We start from the raw sequence: 21,585 nt of genomic DNA, 5'->3' as shown, positions 1-21,585 counted from the left end.
GTTTTACTCCTTTCCCATAGGCACAGTTTGAAACTGAAATCGGTTCATCTCCAGGCTTGCCCCATTCTCTTTTTCAATTTCAAAAGCCTTCTCCGACTCCTCTACTATTTTTATCAATTGAAGAACACCGTTTCCTATGCCTCCCCTTTGTCCACATAAACCGAACAGATGCTTTCCGTCTGTGTAAAGCTCATATATTTTTTCATTTTCGTTTACGGGTGATATTACACTTTGCTTTCCAGTATTTAAATCTAATTTTAGCAGACTATCTAAATAAAGATAACCATCTAAAATAATAAAATCACCGTCACACTCCATTAATAAAGAATATTCTTTTTGTTCTTTTGTTATCAGGTCATATATAATAAAGGTTCTTGCATCCGACATATAATAAAATTTATCATCTGCTATGGCATAATTCTTTATAAGGGGATCTTCAGATAATATCTCTATTTCGTTTTGTCCGAGTTCCTTTAGCACCAATGCGACTGCCCGGTTTAATTTCCTGTCTGTTCCATATGTCTTATACAATTCATCGTCTTTACTCACTTCTTCCACTTTATGGGCAATATAGTAATCTCTCCATCTAAACGTAGAGAGAAAGTCTTCCTCTATTTTTCTACTTTTCCCCTCGGCGAAAGAATAACAATAAAGAGACATCTCTGCATTATTTTCTACCTTATAATAAATACCATCCTTATATACAGACATGACAGCTGCTGACCCGTCAAATATTTTTTTAATATCGCCTGTTCCCGGATCATAACAGAATATATTTCCTTCCTGCATATCTATAAGATTGTAAATGTCATAGGTTTCCAGCATGAAATAGACTTTATCCCCCATAAAAAAAAGACGTTTCGCAGGCATTTTTACCGCCGGTTCAACTTTACCCTCTTTTATACGATATATAAAATAATCTCTTCCATAATTCACATAATAAATAATATCGTTAACGGAATCCTTGCACATGAGCACAAGATTGCTTTCTTCTTTGACATTCAGACTGAGAACTCCGTTATCCTTATCTTCAATCTTGACTTTCAGGCTCTCATCTTTTAAACCGTTGACAAATGCAATATTTTTTTCATTATCACCAACATCCATCGGCTTGCTCACACCGGTAATCTCTTTTGAGGTTTCAGCAGTTGAATTGGTTCTGTTATTGACATTTTGTGAATTATCTGTAACGTTTTTTTCACAGGCTGAGATAAAAAGACACACCACTAAAATCCCCAGTAGTTTTATAGTTTGTTTCCTTCCCATAATTTCCTTCCCCAGATAAACCTATTGTTAAATAATGTTGAATAAATGTTTTACATGAACCTTAAATGTGCTCATTTGGTTATACACCGAATACTAAAATCGGAGAAGCTCTGTATCCGGTGCCTATAACAAACCAATTAGATTTTAGGACGTCCCTACATCCAATACTTAAATATTTTTATTTGCCGCAGGATGAATGATAATACTGGTATTCCGTATAGTTTCCTACTTCCGTATTGCAAACACCGCATCTTACAGAATGGCTGATGGCAACATTGGTTATATTGCATATGGAATAGATTGGTTTACCATCCACATACAATCCAGTAAAAACCTGATGAGTAGTGCTCCAATTACTGATGCCAGAAACCTGATCCTTATAATTCGAATGAGCGGAACAAGTGGCAGCACTTACTGTACTAATATTGAAATTCGAAAATACTAAAAGCACAGCCACTAAAATTACCATAAACTTTTTCTTCAAATCTAAAACTCCTCCTTTCTGAAATAATAGATTTATGTTAACTGTACAGTTATCGATTTTAGACCATCCCTAGAAGAATGCTTTATCCAATAATATGATCCCTTCAACCAGACTCCCGCAATTAACTACTAGGCTAGTCTCAAAATTATATTACTATATAATTACTATATTTACCAATCACATCTTGCTTTAGACTTGTCATATATTGCCATTTGAATAATTTAAAAAGCACTTTAGCTGATTTTATAAGCTAAAGTGCAGTATCTTAAGTATATATTATTTTCGATGCACAAGTTCTTTAGTAACCTCTTCCCAGCTCAGTCCGCACTGAGCCATAAGAACCATCATATGATATAAAAAGTCTGAAATCTCATATTTGAGTTCAGAGGTATCAGGGTTTTTGGCTGCAATAATTATTTCTGCCGCTTCTTCCCCGCATTTTTTTAGTATTTTGTCAATACCTTTTGTAAAAAGATAATTGGTATAAGAACCTTCTTTGGGGTGTTCCTTACGATCTCGGATAATCCCAAATACATCCTGTAGTACCGTCAAAGGATTTGTGTCATTGTAAGGTCTTGTAATAACTTCTTCAAAGAAACAGCTCTGGCTTCCTGTATGGCAGGCAGGACCCACCTGTCTGACTTTCGCCAAAAGGGTATCTTTATCACAATCCAATGTCAGAACTTTGATATATTGAAAATGGCCTGAAGTCTCGCCTTTGATCCATAGCTTTTTACGGCTTCTGCTGTAATAAGTCATTCTTCCTGTTGATACGGTAAGTGAAAAGGCTTCCTCATTCATATAGGCTACCATCAGTACATCCTTTGTCTTATAATCCTGTACAACAACCGGCAGCAGTCCTTCACTATTTAATTTCATATCAGCAAAGGATATATTGCTTTCATAAGTATTAACAGAAATACCTCTTTTTTTCAAATCATTTTTGTATCTCTGCAAATCCCTGTACCCAAAATTTACTGATACAAGGCCTTCAATTTTATCTTCTGACAGAAAAGCATTCAAATCCGTATTATCAACTCCTGCGAAGGACTCATTTTTTATGAAATGTTTCTTATATCCCCCCAAGAATTGCTTACTAAACGCATTAAAGTCATTACCAGAACCCGTTTTTACAAGCAACAGCCTATCAACACCCAATTCAGATGCCAGTGCTTTTACCGTCAGAGCATCTTCCTTGTCTCCCACTTCAAGATACAGCTTTTCACGACCAAATCTGGCTACAGCTTCTTTTATCGCTTTATTTCCGGCTTCAGCACCTGCTCTGGTATTAACTTCATAAATATCGGTTAATTTAACGGTTACCGCATATGCCCCGGTGTAGAGTGCTTTTTTAACATCTTCAAAACGCTCAGCGAAAATATTTATAAGAATGGGAATATCAATTTGCTTCGTCAATTCCAACACTGCTTTTAAAAATTCCTCACTAAGGTTATGATCCTGTGTTTCGGCACTAATATAAAGTTCATCTGCTCCTGCAGCTTCATATTGAATTCCTGCTTCTATAAAATCCTCTGCTTTGTCTTTTTCATAAACCAGCCAAGGTACAATCTTCTTATACATACTAACTCCCATCTGTGTGCTCGGGCACACATACAAATCAAGATGTGTATTTGATCTATAATAATTCACATAATATCTATATAAATCACATATCTATATAAATCACATTAACCTTGTACACTTCAATACCCAGCCAACAGCACTGCCAGAGCGAGAAGTAGTACAGGGCACATATTCAACATCGCCTGTTAAGAGGTTATTCCACCATTCCCTTTGTAGACAATACTCCGGTAATTCTGGAATCATAAGCCGAAGCTTCATCAAGAGCTTTGGCAAAGGCTTTAAAAGCTGCTTCAATAATATGATGTGTATTGCCACCATGTATTTTTTTAATATGAAGATTCATTCCTGCACTGTAGGAAATGGCATAAAAAAATTCCTGAATAAGTTCCGTGTCCAGTTCTCCGGCTGCAGGTGCCAATTCTCCCAACTCACAGACCAGATAGGGTCTGCCGGATAAATCAATAGCGCAAAGCACCAATGTTTCATCCATAGGAAGCATACAGCTGCCAAATCGCTTAATCCCTTGTTTTTCCCCCAGAGCCTGCCTGATTGCCTGCCCAAGTACTATTCCTGTATCTTCCACTGTATGGTGTCCGTCTACAAACAGGTCACCTATGGTACTTAGTCTCACGTCAAAAAAACCGTGTCTGGCGAACCCCTCCAGCATATGGTCAAAGAAACCGATTCCGGTCTTTATCTCTGAATTACCGCTTCCATCGAGACTTAATGTAAGATTTATATCCGTTTCTTTCGTTTTTCTGCTGATATTTACTGTTCTCTCCATAACACCCTCTCAATCTGCTGCCTGTTACAGCTTATCCTTGCCTGCACCTCTCTGTTTAAATAACTTTCATATAACCTTAGAATGCTTTCCTGCCATTGAAACTTATGTTTTAGATAGTCTTCGGCTACTTTTTCTCCTTTTCAAAACGTACTGCGATAGAATTAGCATGGGCCGTAAGCCCCTCTGCATTGGCAAAACGTACGATATCTTCGTATACCGGTTGAAGGGCCTCTTTTGAATAGGAAATAATACTGGATTTCTTAATATAGTCATCCACACTTAAGGGTGAAAAGAATTTCGCTGTTCCGTTGGTCGGCAGTACATGATTAGGTCCTGCAAAATAATCCCCAAGGGGCTCACTGCTGTATTCTCCCAGGAAGATGGCTCCCGCATTCTTAATCTTAGTCATCAGGGTAAACGGGTCCTTTGTAAGAATCTCCAGGTGTTCTGAAGCGATTTCATTTGCCGTGTCCACTGCTTCATCAAGATCTTCTGCAATTAGTATATAGCCATAATTATCAAGGGATTTCTCTATAATTTCTTTTCTTGACAGGACTTTGGTAAACTTATCTACTTCTTCTGCCACTTTATTCGCAAGCTCTTCGCTGGTGGTAATCAGAATGGCACTTGCCAGCTCATCATGCTCTGCCTGAGATAGTAAGTCAGCAGCCACATATCTGGGGTTCGCCGTTTCATCGGCAAGAACGAGGATTTCACTTGGTCCGGCAATGGAGTCAATGCTTACATGACCGTAAACTGCTTTCTTGGCCAATGCAACATAAATATTTCCAGGTCCAACGATTTTATCAACCTTAGGGATCGATTCTGTTCCGTGTGCAAGGGCTGCAATAGCCTGCGCTCCCCCTACTTTATAGATTTCCGTGACCCCGGCTTCTTTTGCAGCTACCAGCGTACCTGCATATATTTTTCCGTTTTTATCCGGAGGAGTTGTCATGACTATTTTCTCGACCCCAGCTACCTTTGCCGGTATCACATTCATTAATACCGAGGAGGGATAGGCTGCTTTTCCTCCCGGAACATATACTCCTACGGATGCAAGAGGTGTTACCTTCTGCCCTAAGATAATACCATTGGGTTCACTGTCAAACCAGCTGTATTGTTTCTGCTTATTGTGATAGGCCCTGATATTCTCAGCTGATCTTTTGATAACCCGAATGATCTCAGGGTCTACCAGGCTATAAGCCTCCTCTATTTCTTTCTCTGAAACACGGATACCCGCTGTATCCAGATCCGCTTTATCAAAGCGTTTGGTATAATCAAATACTGCTTTATCTCCCTGTGCTTTTACTGCTTCTATAATCTCAGCAACTGCCTTTTCATAGGTTTCATACTGATTAGGGCTTCTTTTCAGCAGGTTGTTAAGAATATCTTCTTTTATATCTTTGTTTAATTTGGCTATTCTCATACTTTCCACCTCGTTTTTTATTTTTGACTAGCCAGCACTTCCCTTAAATCCGTAATCAGTTTATTGATTCTTTCCTGTTCCATTTTCATACTGACCTGATTAACTACCATTCGGGCTGAGAGTGTGCAGATTTCCTCCAGTACTTCCAAGCCATTTTCCTTTAAAGTTGATCCGGTTTCTACTATATCTACGATTACTTCCGATAATCCAACAATGGGTGCCAGTTCAATGGAACCGTTTAATTTGATAATTTCAACGGTCTGATGTTTTTTGTTATAAAAGTAATCTTTGGCGATGCCTGGGTATTTCGTTGCGACACGAATCAATTCCCCATGCTGCAGCAGTTCTCTTGCTGAAGCCGGGCCTGCCACACACATCCGGCATTTACCAATTCCAAGGTCAATGACTTCATACAGCTTTCGTCCTTCCTCCAGTATGGTATCTTTTCCTACAACACCGATATCAGCTGCACCATATTCCACATAGGTTGGTACATCATTGGCTTTTGCCAGAAATATTTTTATTTTCTGTTCTTCGTTTACAAAAATCAGCTTTCTGGAATCCGGCTCTTTCATTTCCTCACAGGTATACCCAACCTGTTCCAAGATTGCCATTGTCTTTTTCGCCAGTCTTCCTTTGGCCAAAGCAAATGTTAAGTATCTCATCATTTCACGTACTGCATCCCGGACAGATAGACATTATGTTCTTTTCAATATCCGCAGAAAGACATCCTTTCCTTGCAGCATCCTTTCTATTATCACAATCAAATCATCGCTAGCTATTTTATATTTCTGTAAATACAAATTTTACTTGTTTTTTTGGTAGCACCGCTTAGTAATACAACATCTGTTAAACCCGTATCGATTAATAGAGGCATGTTGAAATTCATTTTACAGCGATATATTTTCACTGTTTAAAAACTCCTTGAGATTAGCAGTATTTCTTTCTCCGGTAAGACAATTTATAACTTCAACCTTATTTTCCTTATCAAAAAATAAAATACCGCCAATACTGCTACGTCTGCAATAATCTACATATGCAGAAAGAGTATGCTCTTTCTCAACCTGAAGCAGTTCAATATTCATATCCTGGCTGCGAAACTGATTGGCTAGTAATATTGCAGTCTTCATAAATTCCTTTTGATACAAGATAAGTGTGTTTTCAGTTTTCGTCCTTATGGTAATTTTCTGCCTCATTAATGCTGTCATTAACTGATCCACCAGAATGGCAATACCGATTGCCGAAGCATCCTTTCCAAACTGTCCTACCAGATTGTCATAACGGCCGCCGCTGGCAATAATGTCACCGGTACCATAGGTATATGCCCTGAATATGATTCCGGTATAATAATTGTACTGGCTTAACATACCAAGGTCAAAGGTAATATATTTCTCCAATCCATAGATTGTAAGAATATCATATAATTCTTCCAATCTTTGAATCGCTTTCAGAGCCTTTTCATTTTTTGTCAGTGTTTTCGCTTCAGAAAGTCTGTCCAGAGAACCAAACAGCTCCGGTAATGTAAGGAAAGCTTTCTTAAGTTCCTTGCTGATTACTTTTCCTGAAAGAAGCTCCTCGACACCAAACATATTTTTTTCTTCGATAAGACTTCGAAGTACTGCTTCCTCCTCTTCACTGAAACCTGCTTCCTCCGTCAGCCCATAGAAAAAGCCTGCTTCACCGATTTCAACCTGAAACTCCTTAAGCCCGGTCTCCAATAAACACTCAATAGTGAGGGCCAGCATTTCCGCATCTGCATTGACAGACGGGTCGTTAATCAGCTCTGCTCCCAGCTGTGTAAATTCTTTTAGTTTTCCTTGATAACTTGTGTTATTTATAAAAACACTTCCCATATAGCATAAACGAATGGGAAGGGACTCATCTTTGTAATATTTAGCAGCACACCTGGCTATGGAAGGAGTAATATCCGGTCTTAAGACCAGCGTATTTCCGTCTCTGTCTACAAATTTATACATATCCTTTGGAGGTACAGTCCCTCGTTCCTGACTGAAAATATCAAAAAACTCAAAGGTAGGTGTCTGAATATCACGAAAGCCGTGCAGCCCCATAACGTGATGCAGCTTATCCTGTAAAATCAGCTTTCTTTCACATTCATGGTTATAAATATCCCTGACACCTTCCGGTGTATGCAATAACTTCTCTTTCATTGACATACCTGTTCTTTCTACTCAAATTTTACATCCATCATTAATAACTTTGTGAATAAATTCTACCAATTTATAAAACTCTTATCAACCAAAATTCTACTCTTTAATATAAACAAATCACTGTATTTTATTATAATTTTCCAAATACTTTATTATGGTAACGTGATAATTCATTAGCAGATAGATGTGAGGCAATTATAATACAATACCTGCTAACTGTCAACAAAAAATTGCCTCTTCTCTGGTTCAAGGAGTTTCTTATCCTTCAAATTACATTTAGAAATCAAAGAGGAGGTTAGCGGAATAACCCATGGTAATATTCGCTCTCTCCAGCCAAGTGTATTTGTCAATTATTTCTCTTCCCAGCTGTCTTACCATTTCGCATCCCCCCGCTGCAATGCTCTTGCCAGTATCATATCCTGTTCTATCATGTCTATGATTGCATTTACTGCAAACTGATACGCTTTACCATACAGATTAATAAGCGTTTGGGTGATTGAAACAGCCTTTATAAAAATTCTGCATTTCATCTTTTGCTTTTCCTTCATATGCAAACTCTACTGTAACCTCTTCGTCAAGCAGATTTGCGGAATTTACTATTTGCAGCATAGCCTCCTCCAATTCAGAGATCATTAACAGAAGCTTGTCAAACTCCTGCATCATCTCAAAAGAAATCTTAATGTTAGCAGCCATTATATGCTCCCTCCTTACTGTTAATCTGAAATAACTTCAGCAGCAGCTGTCTGAATTAATAAAACGTACCTTTCGCAATAAATTTTATTGTTACAAAAAGTACGTTTATATGAGAGTATTGAAACTACACCTAAAAACTCAATTATACACCTTTAATAACAATCTTGAATTCTCCACTTTATAATTGCATAATGCAAACCGCGCCTTTCACAAAACTAAGTTGTTTATAAGAGCATAACTACATTCACCTAATATTAAATTGTAATTCTAATCAAGGATTTTATATTCGCATACCAGTAATTGTAATATGTAATTTATCCAAATTTTCTTTTAGCAAATCTTCCTTTCCTCAACAGCATATCATATGCCTCCTCTTCCTTTTCCAATTGTATTATTGAACCATCTACAACATTTGCTCTTTCATCTGTGATATATACAGTCCACCTATCACTATCCTTCTTGATACCAACTTGATTTTCACTTAATTGACTTTCATTAAACCAGTTAATTCTTGTTAATTTTTCTTCTTCGATTATTTTTTTTATTTCATGTTGATTCATATTGTTCTCCTATTTTATTTCTTTAAGTAATCCTAGTTTCACTAAATACTCAACTTTGATTGGAAACTCATATTGAATGCCTTCACCGATTCCCCATCCGTCAACTTTTGCTATTTCTCCCACATTTACTACTACTTTACTAAAATCTCCATTATAGTAGTAATCAATATCATCCATTATTTCATTTTTCAAAGTTGTATCTGAACAATTATTAATATAATCTTTCAGCCTTGAAAAATCCCCTTTTACTTCATATTGATGATAATTTGAAGCATCTTCAATATATGGTAAAGAACGTTGCTCATAAGAATAAGGCACTCCATTATTAACTGGCGATACATAACGACCACTCGAGTCACCATATCTATCAAGTATTTTTCCCTGAGGTAAATATTCATTCACTTTATGTGCATCAGTTAATACGGTTTTTATTGCATTACCGTCTGAATCTAATTTGTATCCACCTTTTGCAGCTGCTGACCAATTAATTGCCCCATCTGCTTTTAATACTGAAGGGTTCTTAGGTATTTGTATACCATCTGGCCATTTCCCATTCTTCACAAAATTATCTGCTGCTTCTGTACCAACATTCTTTGACAAATATTTATACAATTCATCATTGTTACATGTTGTTTCTTTCAGTAATTCTGGAATAGTCTTATAACTATATTTCGTAATAAAACGCACCTTTCGCAACAAATTTTTTCGCATATCATGGATTGCGTCACTTCGTACGAGCCATGATATTGAATTAAGAGACTGGGGTTTAAGTTGGAAGTCCTAAAGTATAACCATAATAAATTTTAATTAAATATTATTTGAACCGTATTTTCATTAGTATTTCTCTTTACTTCCTGAATAATATTTTCTATTTGAGTATCCAAAACTTCTTCTTTCTCATGTGGAGCTTCCCAAACTTTCATTGTATCTCTATATACCACAAATTTTTTACCTACTAGCATTTCTCCCTCTGCTTTCATTACATATCCATTTTCTAAATCAAATTTAATATAATTCATACTTCCTGTTATCTTCATCTATTTACCTCTCAAAAATAATTGTTTCTATTCCAGTTTTAGGGTCAATAGTTGTTATTTTTGTAATATTCGGATTATTTATGAGTCTTGGCAATTCAACATTTTCCCATATATTACCTTCTCTTAACTGTGATCCAATTACTGCTCTTATTTCACCAGATACCTGTTCTGCATATGCACCAGAAGCCAAATCCCACGCTTCCGTGGTACTTGGATTACTAAAATCCCATTCTGGCATAGAAATATTTTTTGCTTCAATTGTTGACTCTAATGTTACTCCACCTTTTTCTTTTGCAATATTTGCCGCAACTTCAGAGCCACCCACTCCTTCTGTTCTACCTGACCAAAAGAATGCAGTATCATCAATCTCAATTCCGTTCTTCAGCAACGGTGTATTTTTAAGCAATGCTTTATCCGCAATCATTCCCGTCGTGGATCCTAACAAAATCGCCAAAGCAACCGTAACCGTAGAAGGCACTCCTGCCTTATCACAAACGATTACAGTTGACCCTGACACCACTTCCGCCAGGATATCTGCGGCAAACATCTTGGCTAAATCCCCACCGCCTTTTGCGATCGTAGCGCCATATCCTAAGGTCGCCAGGCTTACTACCCCTGACACTACCTTAAAAGCTTGTTCATCACCCGTCAGATAATCTCCTGTTATAAGGGTTTAGTATACCCAGTGATTTTTTCGCTAAAGTCTCTTAATTCCTATCATGTTATATTATTTTGTGAGAGCCATGATACCGAATTAAGAGACGAAAGACAGGGATCTAGGTAGTTGTAAGTCCTAAAGTATATCCATATATCCATAATTTATATTATACTAATCTTATATTTTTTTTGATAATATTGATTAAAATTTTCAATATTTTTCCATGGATTATTTTTTTTCATTCCATTACAAAACTCAATGCTATTTTCTAGTTCCTTCTGATTTACACTAATTGACTTTTTAATTTTTTCCCCAACTTCTTCTTTATTTATCCAAAAAGTTGCTTTGCCTCTTTCTTCCTGATAAATACACGCATCAAAATACAATATTGCAATATAAACATCACTGGCATTACCACTAAGTAATTTGTCCAAAGTATTCTTAAATATTATTTCTATATTATCAATATATTCTTTTTGCTTATAAAAACAATTCATAAGTACTGAATTTATATCTGTTGGAAAAATATCTGATGTAAACTCTGAAACTACAATTTCATATTCTTGTTCTCCACGAATTAATTTTATCACTTCATTCTTTTCTATCGCACTATGTATTAGCAAATTATAATCCATTCTTATTCTCCTTTATTTAACTTCTATTCTTGTAACTGTCTTATCTATAAGTGGTATAGTATCTGTAATTGCTTCTGGTACTCCACCAGATGTATTCCCCCAGGTATCCACAATTTGTTAGCACCTGTTTCATTTCCACTAGGAATGCGAATATTTAACCCAGAAACATTATCTGCATCAATTCTTATAAGACCTCCGCCATCACTGAAATACCCATCTGGAAATCCTAATTCTTTTTCTATTATAGAAATATTTCCATTAGCTCTTGAAATCACATCATCACAATAATTCTTTGGCATAACAAATAATGTATTATCATCTGGAACTCCCACAAATCCATTAGTTTCAGAGTATCGACTATATGCCCAATCTGTTTGAATAACAGATACTCCATCATAGAATTGTGCTAAATGAGTATCAATATAATTTTGGCTCAAATATGTTGATGGTTCTGGTCTACTACCCTTTGGAATATTTACAATATCATCAATTTGAGACTGCGTTAATCCAGATTTTAAGCCACCCTTAATTGCATTATCAACCTCATCTAGCCCTGTAACCTTAATTCCATTCTTAAGCAATGCTTTATCCGCAATCATTCCCGTTGTGGACCCTAACAGAATCGCCAAAGCAACCGTAACCGTTGAAGGCACTCCTGCCTTATCACAAACGATTACAGTTGACCCTGAGTTATGTACTAAAGTATAGCCATAACTAAGCTAAAGTAGCAAACCATTTTTCCAAATAATCATGTTCCAAAATCACTTCTTTTTTTGGCTCCCCCTTAAAAATAGCAATTGGCTTTTTTTCAATCTTAACTGATTCAATTTCTTCTCTAGTAATATTTTTTGTAAATACTAATTGCTCTTTTTTTTCAAATCCAAATTGTTGAGCAATTTCTTCTGAAGAAGTCCAAATCACAAACAAATTGTTTAGTATAAAACTTTTGTTTATTTCCCCTGCAAATAACTGAAAGAAATTACCTTTATAATTTATTGATATGCATTCTTCATATAGAAAATCAACCTCATCCAAATTTACTTCTTTCATGAACAAATTAGCATGTTCATTTCCCAATACATCAACATAATTTCTAAATCCATCTTGCTTTTCTTTGGCAGTAATCAAAATATTTTCGTTACGTAACTTTGCTTTATACCTATTGTTTTTATAGTCGCAATATATATTACTCATATTTTTCCTCCAAATCATTTTAATAGCCAGCCTAAATCAGAATCATAAACAAACTGTTGCGTTAGTGTACCAGTGCTACTATCATATATTCCTAAAATATCACCATCTCCAAAAGTTCTCTGATTCTGTGTAAGTTCTGGTAATATATTATTTTTACTACCGGTAAAACCTCGCCCAGTATAAGGTGCATTATTTGGTGTAGGGATATCCGATGGTATCTTAATGCTATCAGTATCGTCTAATATATATGTGATCTTTCCATACGATGTATCTGGTTTTCCAACTGATGTTAGCATCTAATTAGTACAAAACAAAATGAGACAATTCCTTGAAATAATGTATAATAACAAGAGGAGGAACTCATTATGCCAAGAAAATCAAAACAACACACTAAGCAGTTCAGTTAGATTCTATCAACTATCGCAAGGAACATCCTGATCTTACACAGGTTGAATGTGCCAAGAATCTCGGAATTGGTATAAGTACCTTAGCCAAATGGGAGGCTCAGTTCCGTGACCATGATGGTGACATTCCCGTTAGAGGTTCCGGTAACTACGAATCAGATGAACAAAAGGAAATCGCTCGTCTCAAACGTGAGCTCCGTGACGCTCAGGATGCACTTGATGTGTTAAAAAAAGTCATCGACATTCTGGGGAAAGATTGACAGAAGCTATCTATACCGAAGTTTCTGCCAAGGTAGAGGCATCTAAAGTTACAAAACGCCGAGTCTCTACTTCCGGAATGCTGAAATTTTTAGGCGTGTCTCGCTCTGGATATCATGCTTTTCTGAACCGAAAAGTCTCTTCCACCAAGCAACGTAAAGAGGCTGTCAAAAAGGAAATCCAGAAGATTTATGATAGTTCAAAACAGAATTACGGCGCTCCTAAAGTCACCAAGGAACTTCGCAAATCTGGGGAAACCATTGCCCAGCGCACAGTAGGTAAATACATGCGTGAAATGGGTATCAAAGCTCAGTGGATTAAACCTTGGACCACTACAACCAGAGACTCTGATTTCAGTGATGAACTTCACAACATTCTTGATGAACAGTTTAATCCAGAACGCCCTAATGCTGTCTGGTGTACCGATATCAATTATATTTGGACACAGGACGGATTTGTCTATCTCACTGCGTTATGGACTTATTTTCCAGAAAGATTATTGCCTGGACTCTTTCTGATACTATGGAAGTGTGTTCCGTTATCGAAACAATCAATAAAGCAAAAGCTTGTCGAGACACCGATTTTCCTTTGATTATACACTCAGACCGTGGTAGCCAGTATGTTTCTAATGCCTGGCGAGAAGCCACTGTAAATATGCAACGAAGTTATTCTCATACTGGCTATCCTTACGACAATGCCTGTATTGAATCTTTCCATTCTCTCATCAAACGAGAATGGTTGAACCGGTTTAGTATTCATAACTACAACCATGCATATAAGCTTGTTTTTGAATATATTGAAGCCTTTTATAACACCGTCAGAATACACAGCCATTGTGATTATTTGTCTCCAGACGAATATGAAAAACTGTATGAGAGGGCTAAGTCTCTGCCTGCTGCTTAACATGCAGAACTTCTCATTTTAATTTGTACTAAATCTTGACATAGGACCAATGAAACATATGAAATCCACTACCGCAATTTCTAATATATTATCAAACCTCTGTTTATAAACTATATTATTCTTTGTAACTCCCATACAGTTCTATATATTCTTCGCAACTAACATTAATGCCTCGCCATAAGGCTTTACTTCTGTGTGAATCTCTTAAAAACTTTTTGTCCAACCGAAAGTAATACATGTGTTTGTTAGAAACATATTTGTTTAGTATGTTACTAATCAAAAAATATAAAGTTTTATCATTTCTTGTACATCTATATTTTTACCATTAATAAAATCTTTATTAGTATGATAAAATGATAAAATCTCCTTAAGATTTTTGCAATAATTGTAAAGTACTACATATGCTCTACATAATGTTACATCTTCGACTATATACTTTTTATCATAAACAACACTTGTACCATTTAGTCCTTTTATTAGAGAAATTTTCATTCTTTCTTCAGTTCCTATTGAATAAATATTATCATCAAATTCGCCGAAATAAGTAATTGCCAATTTTTCATCACCTTTACTTACTAAATTTTTAATTATTCTTACTTTCTCACGGTCCGTCACACTGTCATTCATTTTTTTATATAGTACTATGCCCAATATAATCGCCTTTTCTTTATCATTATCTTTAATCTTGTATATCTTTTGGCCTCTATGAATCTCATATAACGAATAGCTTTCATTTTCCAATTCTAATAATACATAATCATCTTGCGGAATAATATTATATATGCTACAAAAATAATCTTGATTATTTTTATGATGAATACTTATACCATTATCTATTAATAATTCATTTATATCATTCAATATTAATCTCTCCTTTATTTACCAAATCTGTAACGTCATCTAATATCCCCATGTCTTCTAATTCTTTTATTGTATATTTAGTTCCATCGGCTTTATACTTAACAAATTGTTCAGCGCCACCATCACTTCCAAACCATTCAGCAGCCTCTCCCATTGTCATTTTATAGTCTTCTGTCAACTGATAATAATGCACTTCAGCTCCTTCACTATGTGGTGCAAGTGCTCTAGATTCAAAAGAATCAGTTGCATTTCCAAGAAATTCTCCACTATTCGAGCCATATCTTTTGAAAATTTTTCCTTCTGATATCATTTGGTCATCAAGTTTTGTTCCGGCTTTAAATCCATCATTTATAGGCCAATGAATTGCTCCTGTTGATTGGTCATAATATAGTGGATTATCATATACCTTTTTGTATTTGAGATATTGTTCATCGCTAGGAGTAAAATCCCAATTGTTAATTTTAACCCTATCAATTTCACTAATAGTTTTACTGCCACCCTTGACTTTGAATCTTTATCCTTATAAATATCTAAGCCGATTGTCTACTCCTTTGAAAAACTCGCCTTTTCCAAGCAGTATCACATCTGCTTAAAATTTTATCACATATTCTATATTTTTCCTACTTACATTTTATCGGAATCAGTATTGCTTTCTTTTACCTCAGGCATTCGATATTCTGTACCACTTTTTAACATTCCATAGATGATATTTATCAGTCGTCTCGATATGCATATCAAGACCTTCTGACCATTCTTCCCTTCTGCTATTCTTCCATCATAATATGCTCGAAATGCTGGATTTCTAGCTGTTCCCTTAGACGATACCTGTATCATCTGTACCGCTAAAAAGTACATGGTAGCCTGTAATCTTCGGTTACCCTGTTTGGATGCCTTATCCGTACCTTTTCCTGCCGACGACAGTTTCAACGGTGCGATACCTGCAAACTGTGCCAGTTTCGATGCATTGGAAAAGCGGTTGATATCGCCAATCTCTGCGAGCATTTTCACTGCTGTCGTGATATTTACACCAGGAATTGTGGTTAAGGTACAACCAAGGAAATGATACAGCTTTTCTAACTCTGCATCCACTTCCTGTAACTGCTTTTCATAATGCTGCAAATCACTAACAATCCCTTTTGTTACCACATCTCTGGATTCTTGATGTTCATTTTCTTTCACTTTGTCATTTCTGATGGTATCTATTATCTTTTCACAGGTCTTGGTGGAACAGCGGTTGTGGCTCACAGGAACTAATTCTTCTCTTAAGTCCTCTCCTGAGAAACATTTTTCCATCTTCATAGACTTTTTCATGGTCTGTCATTGCATCAGCATAGGTCAGCGTAAGCCATTTACAATAGCTTGTGTCTGTTGCATTACATCGAATCAAATCCATCAGTTTATTGATACTCTTTCTGACACTTTTAGGAGACTGATAACGGTTCTCCGATTTCTTTCTCTCTTTGATTTCTCCAGTTTCTCTATCAAGGTATTTGTCCTTAGAAATGTTCTGTATCGGACACCTTCTGTTAACTCCTGCAGAAAACTGAACTTCTCTCGTATTTCCCGCTGTTTTGAATTTTACTTCGGTCTCCTCATGGAGAATAATTGATTTTGAATCCACTTTTTTAATTCGCATAATAAAACGCACCTTTCGCAACAAATTTTTTTGCTACAAAAAGTACGTTTATATTAGACTTTTGGAACTTAATATCAAGTTTTGTTCTTTCGTATATCCAAGGCAAAATTTTGCCTTAACTAATCAATTCCTTTACAGAATTCTGACTCGATTCATAGTAATCGGTCACTTATCACGAATGCCTTCGGCAAAGGTTATATGTGCAGTTGGGTTTATTAGATTTTATTTTGATGACATCCTAAAGTATAACCATAATAAATATCATAAGAATACCGATTTGTTTAAATTTCCTGTTTTTCCCGCTTAAATTTGGTACTATCTGTGAATGGATATCCCTTATCTTTTGTAGTATCATGTGTGGTCAGAAAGGAGGCCTTCCATATGATAGATACCAAAATTTTTGACATGCTATATTCCTATCTGGAAGAACGGTCTGATAACAATGTCCGCAGTCAGTTAAATGCAGACCCCGAGTATCAGAATGCCTTGGCAGAAGAATCGGAACTCTACCAGAAATATGAAACTCTTAATTTATCAAAAGAACAGTGCAAGATCATAGAAAGATGGGTAGATGCAGTAACAACTACTAATTCCATCTACTCGGCAGTACTATTTCGTATGGGGATGCAATGCTGCTTTTCCTTGCTGATGCAACTGGCAGATTTGAAATAACTCACAAGAATCGGCGGTATTTCCAATATTTAAAAAATCTGGAAACACCGCAAAATTTCTTTTGTAAGATATTTTGCAAATCAGTTTATCTTTATCCATTATAAAGATTTCTTAAAACAATTTCACTTTTACACTTTGAAATCCGATTGTATACCCATGGCAATTTTTTTGCTAAAGTCTCTTAATTCATATCATGGATTACATCACTTCTTGAGAGCCATGATATTGAATTAAGAGACTGGGATTTAGGTAGTTGAAAGTCCTAAAGTATAACCATAATTAAATTAATTAACTCTTTTCAGATTTGGTTACATTTAATTTAGAGCCGAAAAAACAGTCAGTGGATTTTTGCATCTACTAACTGTTCTTTTGACTAATTTTAGATTATTTCCTTAATTTCTCAACATTATTTTTTATATATTCTATCAATTCATTATCTTGCAAAGTGCTAATATTTAAATATTTTTCTTTAAATTCTTTTGCCTTTACTGGAAAACATTGATACTCCCATCCTCCATCATCTGAGTAAATTACACCTTCTGTTAAGTTAGCAATAGCAATTCCTATATAACCAAAATATAAATTTACTACAGGTGGTTGACCTGCATTCTTTTTTATTAGCCACGAATACCCTAATTTTTTATACAATTCAATATCCTTAATATAATTCTTAGCTCTTTCATTATACTGAATCTCATCATTCCAAAATTGTTCATCTAGTTCACTAAAAGTATGATAAAAAAGATTAACGAATCCTTCTTCATTTACGCAAAATGCTGCATACTCTTCTTTGGATATATTAATTTTTTCCTTATCATATATTTTATTAATAATAGAATTATCGTGTATTCTAAATGTTTCAAGAACTACATCTAAATCCTTTTTTATATTTAGAGTCATCATATATTCCTGAAACATTCTTTTTGATAAATTTATTACTTCATTATAAGTTGGTATATATTGATTTGTAGGAAAGATTTCAAAACTTTTACTCATTATTTTTACCTCACTTTGGCATAATTATTATATCTTGAATGTTACACGTTCCCCCATTTTTCTCTATTGCTCCCTTTATTCTTGAAAGGCAATTTCCCAAATCTTCTGCTGTTACTGTTGTTTTAGATAAATCTAATACAATTCCTGTTGTCTGAGTGTTTTTCTTTGTCATTGCTCTGATAATAGCCGATGGATTACTAGTTTCTGGTGTATAAACATCATAATTGACACCATTAACAATTAAGTCTGAAGTTTCACCACCTGCTCTTGTTCCAACTGGAGGTCTTAATGTAACATCATTACCTAAATCAGCTACATACTGTGCTGCATTAATCTCACTCTGTGAATATGTACCACCATCAATAATAGTTAATTTTCCTGACCCAGAGCCACCCTTAATTACATCTTCTGACCCTTTAATAGCTTTATCAACCTTATCCAAACCTTTCAAATACTGAGCATATTCCTCAGAGGTCATACCGTAAGGTATATCATACTTCCCATTAGCAACATCATCCCAATACTTTTTGTATTTTACAGTATCATCAATCTCAATTCCGTTCTTAAGCAACGGTGTATTTTTAAGCAATGCTTTATCCGCAATCATTCCCGTTGTGGACCCTAACAGAATCGCCAAAGCAACCGTCACCGTAGAAGGCACACCTGCCTTATCACAAACGATTACAGTTGACCCTGACACCACTTCCGCCAGGATATCTGCGGCAAACATTTTGGCTAAAGCCCCACCGCCTTTCGCGATTGCAGCGCCATATCCTAAGGTCGCCAGGCTTACTACCCCTGATACTACCTTAAAAGCTTGTTCATCACCCGTCAGATAATCTCCTGTTATAAGGGTTTTACCCGTTGCTGCCTCAATCATGGGAATTACGACCGTCATTTCGCTTAACGATTCTAATAGTTCCTTCCAGAAAGGGGAGTCCTTTTTATGAGCAAATTCTTTTAATACCAGGCTGTCCAGATACTCCTGCAAAGTCTCCTCATTTGGGTCTATTTTATCATTATTTACCAGATTTTCATAGTCTTTTGCAAATAAATCCGCAAAGTCATCTACTTTCTGATAATTAGTGAGACTTTTATTCTTATTACCTATAAAATCCTCCAGGTTAAGGGAGGTCATATCTCCCCCAACCTCATCATACATTCCAGCACCCACATACATACTTGTATGTTCCTGTAACCCAATGGTATTATCCGTCTTTGCATCTCTCATATCAATGGCTGCCATCATATCCATGGCATTATTAAACCCTTTATAAAGTGGATTTTCCAGATATTCATCTATATCATATAAGATATCGCTGGTATAGCTTAACAACGCACTTCTATGTTCTACGAATTCATCGATCCGCTGTCCTTGGGAAGTGAAGCCTGCCCCCAGGGATTGGGCGTCCAGTTCGCCTTCGATATCCTTGCAAAGCTCATCCAGATCAGCGAAATCAAAGAGGAGGTTCGTGGAATAACCCATGGTAATATTCGCTCTCTCCAGCCAGGTGTATTTGTCAATTATTTCTCTTCCCAGCTGTCTTACCATTTCGCATCCCCCCGCTGCAATGCTCTTGCCAGTATCATATCCTGTTCTATCATGTCTATGATAGCATTTACTGCAAACTGATACGCTTTACCATAAAGATTAATAAGCGTTTGGGTGTGATTGAAACAGCCTTTATAAAAATTCTGCATTTCATCTTTTGCTTTTCCTTCATATGCAAACTCTACTGTAACCTCTTCGTCAAGCAGATTTGCGGAATTTACTATTTGCAGCATAGCCTCCTCCAATTCAGAGATCATCAACAGAAGCTTGTCAAACTCCTGCATCATCTCAAAGGAAATCTTAATGTTAGCAGCCATTATATACTCCCTCCTTACTGTTTATCTGAAATAACTTCAGCAGCAGCTGTCTGAATTGCAGTGAGCCACCCCGCTTCATCTGCTTGGAAGCAGGCTCATAGAGATAGCCCTGGTTCTCTTTCTGGTATAGGATATAGGTACCACCGGATTTATTCTGCTCAAATTCCTGCAGGAAAGTGATATTCCTTAATTCCGGACTCTCTAAATCCTGGTACCATTCTTCAAATTCCGTCTTTGCTGCTATTCTCTCCTTGGAATCCTCTTCTGCCAGAAAAGGGATATTCCTCATATATTCATATAAGAACAATTCCTTTTTTAAGACCGTCATTTCATAACCCTTATCGGTCTTACCGAGACATATAATGTTTTTTTTATCTTTTGCAAAAGCGATATTCATCTGATTCATTATCAGATACCGCTGTGATTCCTTGTATTCTTCCAATACCTTTACTGCAAGGCAAAAGCTTTCGGTCGGTTTCTTATTCTCATCTAAAAACTTGTTCTCTGCCAGCTGTGACAGGGTCTTCTCTATGTATTCCTTTGATATTTCTTTAGGTGCACTGAAATTTGTGCCAAATATTCGCTTTCCATCTAATACACTGTTAAAACAGATAAGTTCCTCTTCCTTGAACAGCATCCTATATCCTCTCCAATTCCTGGTATGATTTGCAGTTACCGGTAAACTGATCCATATTTCGATTGTGTTCCTGCAAGGTTTCCAGGGCTGTCTCACAGGTGTTTCCATTGACTTTCGCCGTTTTTACTTTTCCTATGGCAGGCATTTTCTCACCGATCAATTGTCCATGATATTGCAGCACCAGATGCAGGTAGCTTTGAAATTCCTCTTTGCTCTTACCTTCCCACTGATCTGTTGTCTGCAGCATAGCAAGAAATTCCTTGCCTAATTGAAATGCCTTCTCTAATTTGTCGTTCATTTGGGATGTATTGTTCTTAAGCTCTACAAATCTATCCCTGTCTAATACTAATTTTTCCATCGTTACTGCCTCCTGACTTACGATAAAGCTCCTTTATTTCTTTGCTTTCGCACTTTGCGCTGCTGCTCTTTCTCTTTCTTCTCTTTCCTGTTCTTCCCGGATACGCTGTCTTCTCCTCTCATCCTCAAGCCTGCTCTGTTCGGCATAATATTCATACAGGCTTTGAGCAGAGGCTAATTTATTGCGAAAAGCAGCTATCATATTTTTATAATAATCCAATAAATTTGTAGTATCCGTCTGGTAGACTTCAAATTTAAGATCATACATCTTAACCAACTCTCCAACTAAGTTCTTATCTTTGGTCCCTTTCATTATCTTAAACTCCATGTCAGTGCCTGTTTTCAAATTGCTATATAGCTCTTCCGCTTTGGGAATCTTCTTATTTAAATATTTGACTAATTTACTGTATTCATCTCTTTTTCGTTCATTGTCCGAGGTATGAAAAAAATCACCAACCGAATCCCAGAAATACATCTTATTCCTCCTTCATTCCTATCTCTGT

The 21,585-nt window shown here is 36.2% G+C and carries 28 protein-coding genes; 3 read left to right on the top strand and 25 right to left on the bottom strand.

Annotated features, from left to right (window positions below; all coding sequences use genetic code 11):
• Positions 1–3 precede the first annotated feature (3 nt).
• The 15 genes from R2R35_RS22920 to R2R35_RS22850 form a co-directional block, all read right to left on the bottom strand.
• Positions 4–1,266 carry a hypothetical protein gene (locus R2R35_RS22920; protein WP_317732170.1) on the bottom strand — a complete coding sequence of 421 codons (1,263 nt, stop codon included), beginning with the start codon at positions 1,264–1,266 and terminating at the stop codon, positions 4–6.
• A gap of 178 nt (positions 1,267–1,444) precedes the next feature.
• On the bottom strand, positions 1,445–1,750 hold the full coding sequence (locus tag R2R35_RS22915) for a hypothetical protein (protein ID WP_317732169.1): 306 nt from the start codon (positions 1,748–1,750) through the stop codon (positions 1,445–1,447).
• Positions 1,751–2,026: 276 nt separating this feature from the next.
• On the bottom strand, positions 2,027–3,331 hold the full coding sequence (hisIE, locus tag R2R35_RS22910) for a bifunctional phosphoribosyl-AMP cyclohydrolase/phosphoribosyl-ATP diphosphatase HisIE (RefSeq protein ID WP_317732168.1): 1,305 nt from the start codon (positions 3,329–3,331) through the stop codon (positions 2,027–2,029).
• Between the two features lie 196 nt (positions 3,332–3,527).
• On the bottom strand, positions 3,528–4,118 hold the full coding sequence (hisB, locus tag R2R35_RS22905; RefSeq protein ID WP_317732167.1) for an imidazoleglycerol-phosphate dehydratase HisB: 591 nt from the start codon (positions 4,116–4,118) through the stop codon (positions 3,528–3,530).
• A gap of 124 nt (positions 4,119–4,242) precedes the next feature.
• On the bottom strand, positions 4,243–5,544 hold the full coding sequence (gene hisD / locus R2R35_RS22900) for a histidinol dehydrogenase (RefSeq protein ID WP_317732166.1): 1,302 nt from the start codon (positions 5,542–5,544) through the stop codon (positions 4,243–4,245).
• A gap of 17 nt (positions 5,545–5,561) precedes the next feature.
• The gene (gene hisG, locus R2R35_RS22895; RefSeq protein WP_317734848.1) at positions 5,562–6,209 is read right to left on the bottom strand and encodes an ATP phosphoribosyltransferase; all 648 of its coding nucleotides are present in this window, start codon (positions 6,207–6,209) and stop codon (positions 5,562–5,564) included.
• Positions 6,210–6,434: 225 nt separating this feature from the next.
• Positions 6,435–7,712 (bottom strand): ATP phosphoribosyltransferase regulatory subunit, encoded by a 1,278-nt coding sequence (gene hisZ, locus R2R35_RS22890; RefSeq protein ID WP_317732165.1) that lies wholly within the window; start codon positions 7,710–7,712, stop codon positions 6,435–6,437.
• Between the two features lie 477 nt (positions 7,713–8,189).
• Entirely contained in the window at positions 8,190–8,405 is a 216-nt protein-coding gene (locus tag R2R35_RS22885) for a hypothetical protein (protein WP_317732164.1), read from the bottom strand.
• 314 nt (positions 8,406–8,719) lie between these two features.
• A complete protein-coding gene (locus tag R2R35_RS22880; RefSeq protein WP_317732163.1) occupies positions 8,720–8,965 on the bottom strand; it encodes a hypothetical protein in 246 nt (81 codons plus the stop codon).
• A 9-nt stretch (positions 8,966–8,974) separates the two neighbouring features.
• The gene (locus R2R35_RS22875) at positions 8,975–9,676 is read right to left on the bottom strand and encodes a TNT domain-containing protein (RefSeq protein ID WP_317732162.1); all 702 of its coding nucleotides are present in this window, start codon (positions 9,674–9,676) and stop codon (positions 8,975–8,977) included.
• Between the two features lie 92 nt (positions 9,677–9,768).
• Positions 9,769–10,002 carry an Imm74 family immunity protein gene (locus R2R35_RS22870; protein WP_317732161.1) on the bottom strand — a complete coding sequence of 78 codons (234 nt, stop codon included), beginning with the start codon at positions 10,000–10,002 and terminating at the stop codon, positions 9,769–9,771.
• A 4-nt stretch (positions 10,003–10,006) separates the two neighbouring features.
• The gene (locus tag R2R35_RS22865; RefSeq protein WP_317732160.1) at positions 10,007–10,624 is read right to left on the bottom strand and encodes a hypothetical protein; all 618 of its coding nucleotides are present in this window, start codon (positions 10,622–10,624) and stop codon (positions 10,007–10,009) included.
• Positions 10,625–10,821: 197 nt separating this feature from the next.
• A complete protein-coding gene (locus tag R2R35_RS22860) occupies positions 10,822–11,295 on the bottom strand; it encodes a hypothetical protein (RefSeq protein WP_317732159.1) in 474 nt (157 codons plus the stop codon).
• 44 nt (positions 11,296–11,339) lie between these two features.
• Positions 11,340–11,948, bottom strand: coding sequence for a hypothetical protein (locus R2R35_RS22855; protein WP_317732158.1), 609 nt, complete (start codon positions 11,946–11,948; stop codon positions 11,340–11,342).
• A gap of 61 nt (positions 11,949–12,009) precedes the next feature.
• Positions 12,010–12,489 carry a hypothetical protein gene (locus R2R35_RS22850; protein WP_317732157.1) on the bottom strand — a complete coding sequence of 160 codons (480 nt, stop codon included), beginning with the start codon at positions 12,487–12,489 and terminating at the stop codon, positions 12,010–12,012.
• A 660-nt stretch (positions 12,490–13,149) separates the two neighbouring features.
• On the opposite strand from R2R35_RS22850, the gene R2R35_RS22845 reads away from it, so the two are divergent.
• Together R2R35_RS22845 and R2R35_RS24610 are read left to right on the top strand one after the other, a co-directional pair.
• Complete coding sequence (locus tag R2R35_RS22845) at positions 13,150–13,743, top strand: IS3 family transposase (protein WP_317732156.1); 594 nt, start codon at positions 13,150–13,152, stop codon at positions 13,741–13,743.
• Positions 13,626–14,054 carry a DDE-type integrase/transposase/recombinase gene (locus R2R35_RS24610; RefSeq protein ID WP_317732155.1) on the top strand — a complete coding sequence of 143 codons (429 nt, stop codon included), beginning with the start codon at positions 13,626–13,628 and terminating at the stop codon, positions 14,052–14,054. The genes R2R35_RS22845 and R2R35_RS24610 overlap by 118 nt, the downstream gene beginning before the upstream one ends.
• 276 nt (positions 14,055–14,330) lie before the next feature.
• On the opposite strand, the gene R2R35_RS22835 is transcribed toward R2R35_RS24610, so the two are convergent.
• From R2R35_RS22835 to R2R35_RS22820, 4 genes are all read right to left on the bottom strand, one after another.
• On the bottom strand, positions 14,331–14,915 hold the full coding sequence (locus R2R35_RS22835; protein ID WP_317732154.1) for a hypothetical protein: 585 nt from the start codon (positions 14,913–14,915) through the stop codon (positions 14,331–14,333).
• The gene (locus R2R35_RS22830; protein WP_317732153.1) at positions 14,908–15,225 is read right to left on the bottom strand and encodes a TNT domain-containing protein; all 318 of its coding nucleotides are present in this window, start codon (positions 15,223–15,225) and stop codon (positions 14,908–14,910) included. The genes R2R35_RS22835 and R2R35_RS22830 overlap by 8 nt, the downstream gene beginning before the upstream one ends.
• A gap of 314 nt (positions 15,226–15,539) precedes the next feature.
• On the bottom strand, positions 15,540–16,208 hold the full coding sequence (locus R2R35_RS22825) for a transposase (RefSeq protein WP_317732152.1): 669 nt from the start codon (positions 16,206–16,208) through the stop codon (positions 15,540–15,542).
• Positions 16,126–16,551, bottom strand: coding sequence for a hypothetical protein (locus R2R35_RS22820; RefSeq protein ID WP_317732151.1), 426 nt, complete (start codon positions 16,549–16,551; stop codon positions 16,126–16,128). Before R2R35_RS22820 ends, R2R35_RS22825 begins: the two co-directional genes overlap by 83 nt.
• 381 nt (positions 16,552–16,932) lie before the next feature.
• Between R2R35_RS22820 and R2R35_RS22815 the strand changes: the two genes are divergently transcribed.
• Positions 16,933–17,223, top strand: coding sequence for a hypothetical protein (locus tag R2R35_RS22815; RefSeq protein ID WP_317732150.1), 291 nt, complete (start codon positions 16,933–16,935; stop codon positions 17,221–17,223).
• Positions 17,224–17,607: 384 nt separating this feature from the next.
• On the opposite strand, the gene R2R35_RS22810 is transcribed toward R2R35_RS22815, so the two are convergent.
• Genes R2R35_RS22810 through R2R35_RS22785 form a run of 6 tightly spaced genes read right to left on the bottom strand, consistent with a single transcriptional unit; the run spans position 17,608 to position 21,557 of the window.
• A complete protein-coding gene (locus R2R35_RS22810) occupies positions 17,608–18,219 on the bottom strand; it encodes a hypothetical protein (RefSeq protein WP_317732149.1) in 612 nt (203 codons plus the stop codon).
• A gap of 10 nt (positions 18,220–18,229) precedes the next feature.
• Positions 18,230–19,771: a hypothetical protein gene (locus R2R35_RS22805; RefSeq protein WP_317732148.1), complete on the bottom strand. Its 1,542-nt coding sequence runs from the start codon at positions 19,769–19,771 to the stop codon at positions 18,230–18,232.
• Positions 19,765–20,088 carry a hypothetical protein gene (locus R2R35_RS22800; protein ID WP_317732147.1) on the bottom strand — a complete coding sequence of 108 codons (324 nt, stop codon included), beginning with the start codon at positions 20,086–20,088 and terminating at the stop codon, positions 19,765–19,767. The genes R2R35_RS22805 and R2R35_RS22800 overlap by 7 nt, the downstream gene beginning before the upstream one ends.
• Complete coding sequence (locus R2R35_RS22795; protein WP_317732146.1) at positions 20,078–20,725, bottom strand: DUF5081 family protein; 648 nt, start codon at positions 20,723–20,725, stop codon at positions 20,078–20,080. The genes R2R35_RS22800 and R2R35_RS22795 overlap by 11 nt, the downstream gene beginning before the upstream one ends.
• 1 nt (position 20,726) lies before the next feature.
• Positions 20,727–21,083, bottom strand: coding sequence for a hypothetical protein (locus tag R2R35_RS22790; RefSeq protein ID WP_317732145.1), 357 nt, complete (start codon positions 21,081–21,083; stop codon positions 20,727–20,729).
• Between the two features lie 33 nt (positions 21,084–21,116).
• The gene (locus tag R2R35_RS22785) at positions 21,117–21,557 is read right to left on the bottom strand and encodes a hypothetical protein (RefSeq protein ID WP_317732144.1); all 441 of its coding nucleotides are present in this window, start codon (positions 21,555–21,557) and stop codon (positions 21,117–21,119) included.
• Positions 21,558–21,585: the final 28 nt, after the last annotated feature.

Source organism: Anaerocolumna sp. AGMB13020 (assembly GCF_033100115.1).
Classification (GTDB): Bacteria; Bacillota; Clostridia; order Lachnospirales; family Lachnospiraceae; genus Anaerocolumna.
The sequence above is the reverse complement of the archived record's forward strand: the minus strand, read 5'-3'. Positions and strand labels throughout refer to the sequence as shown.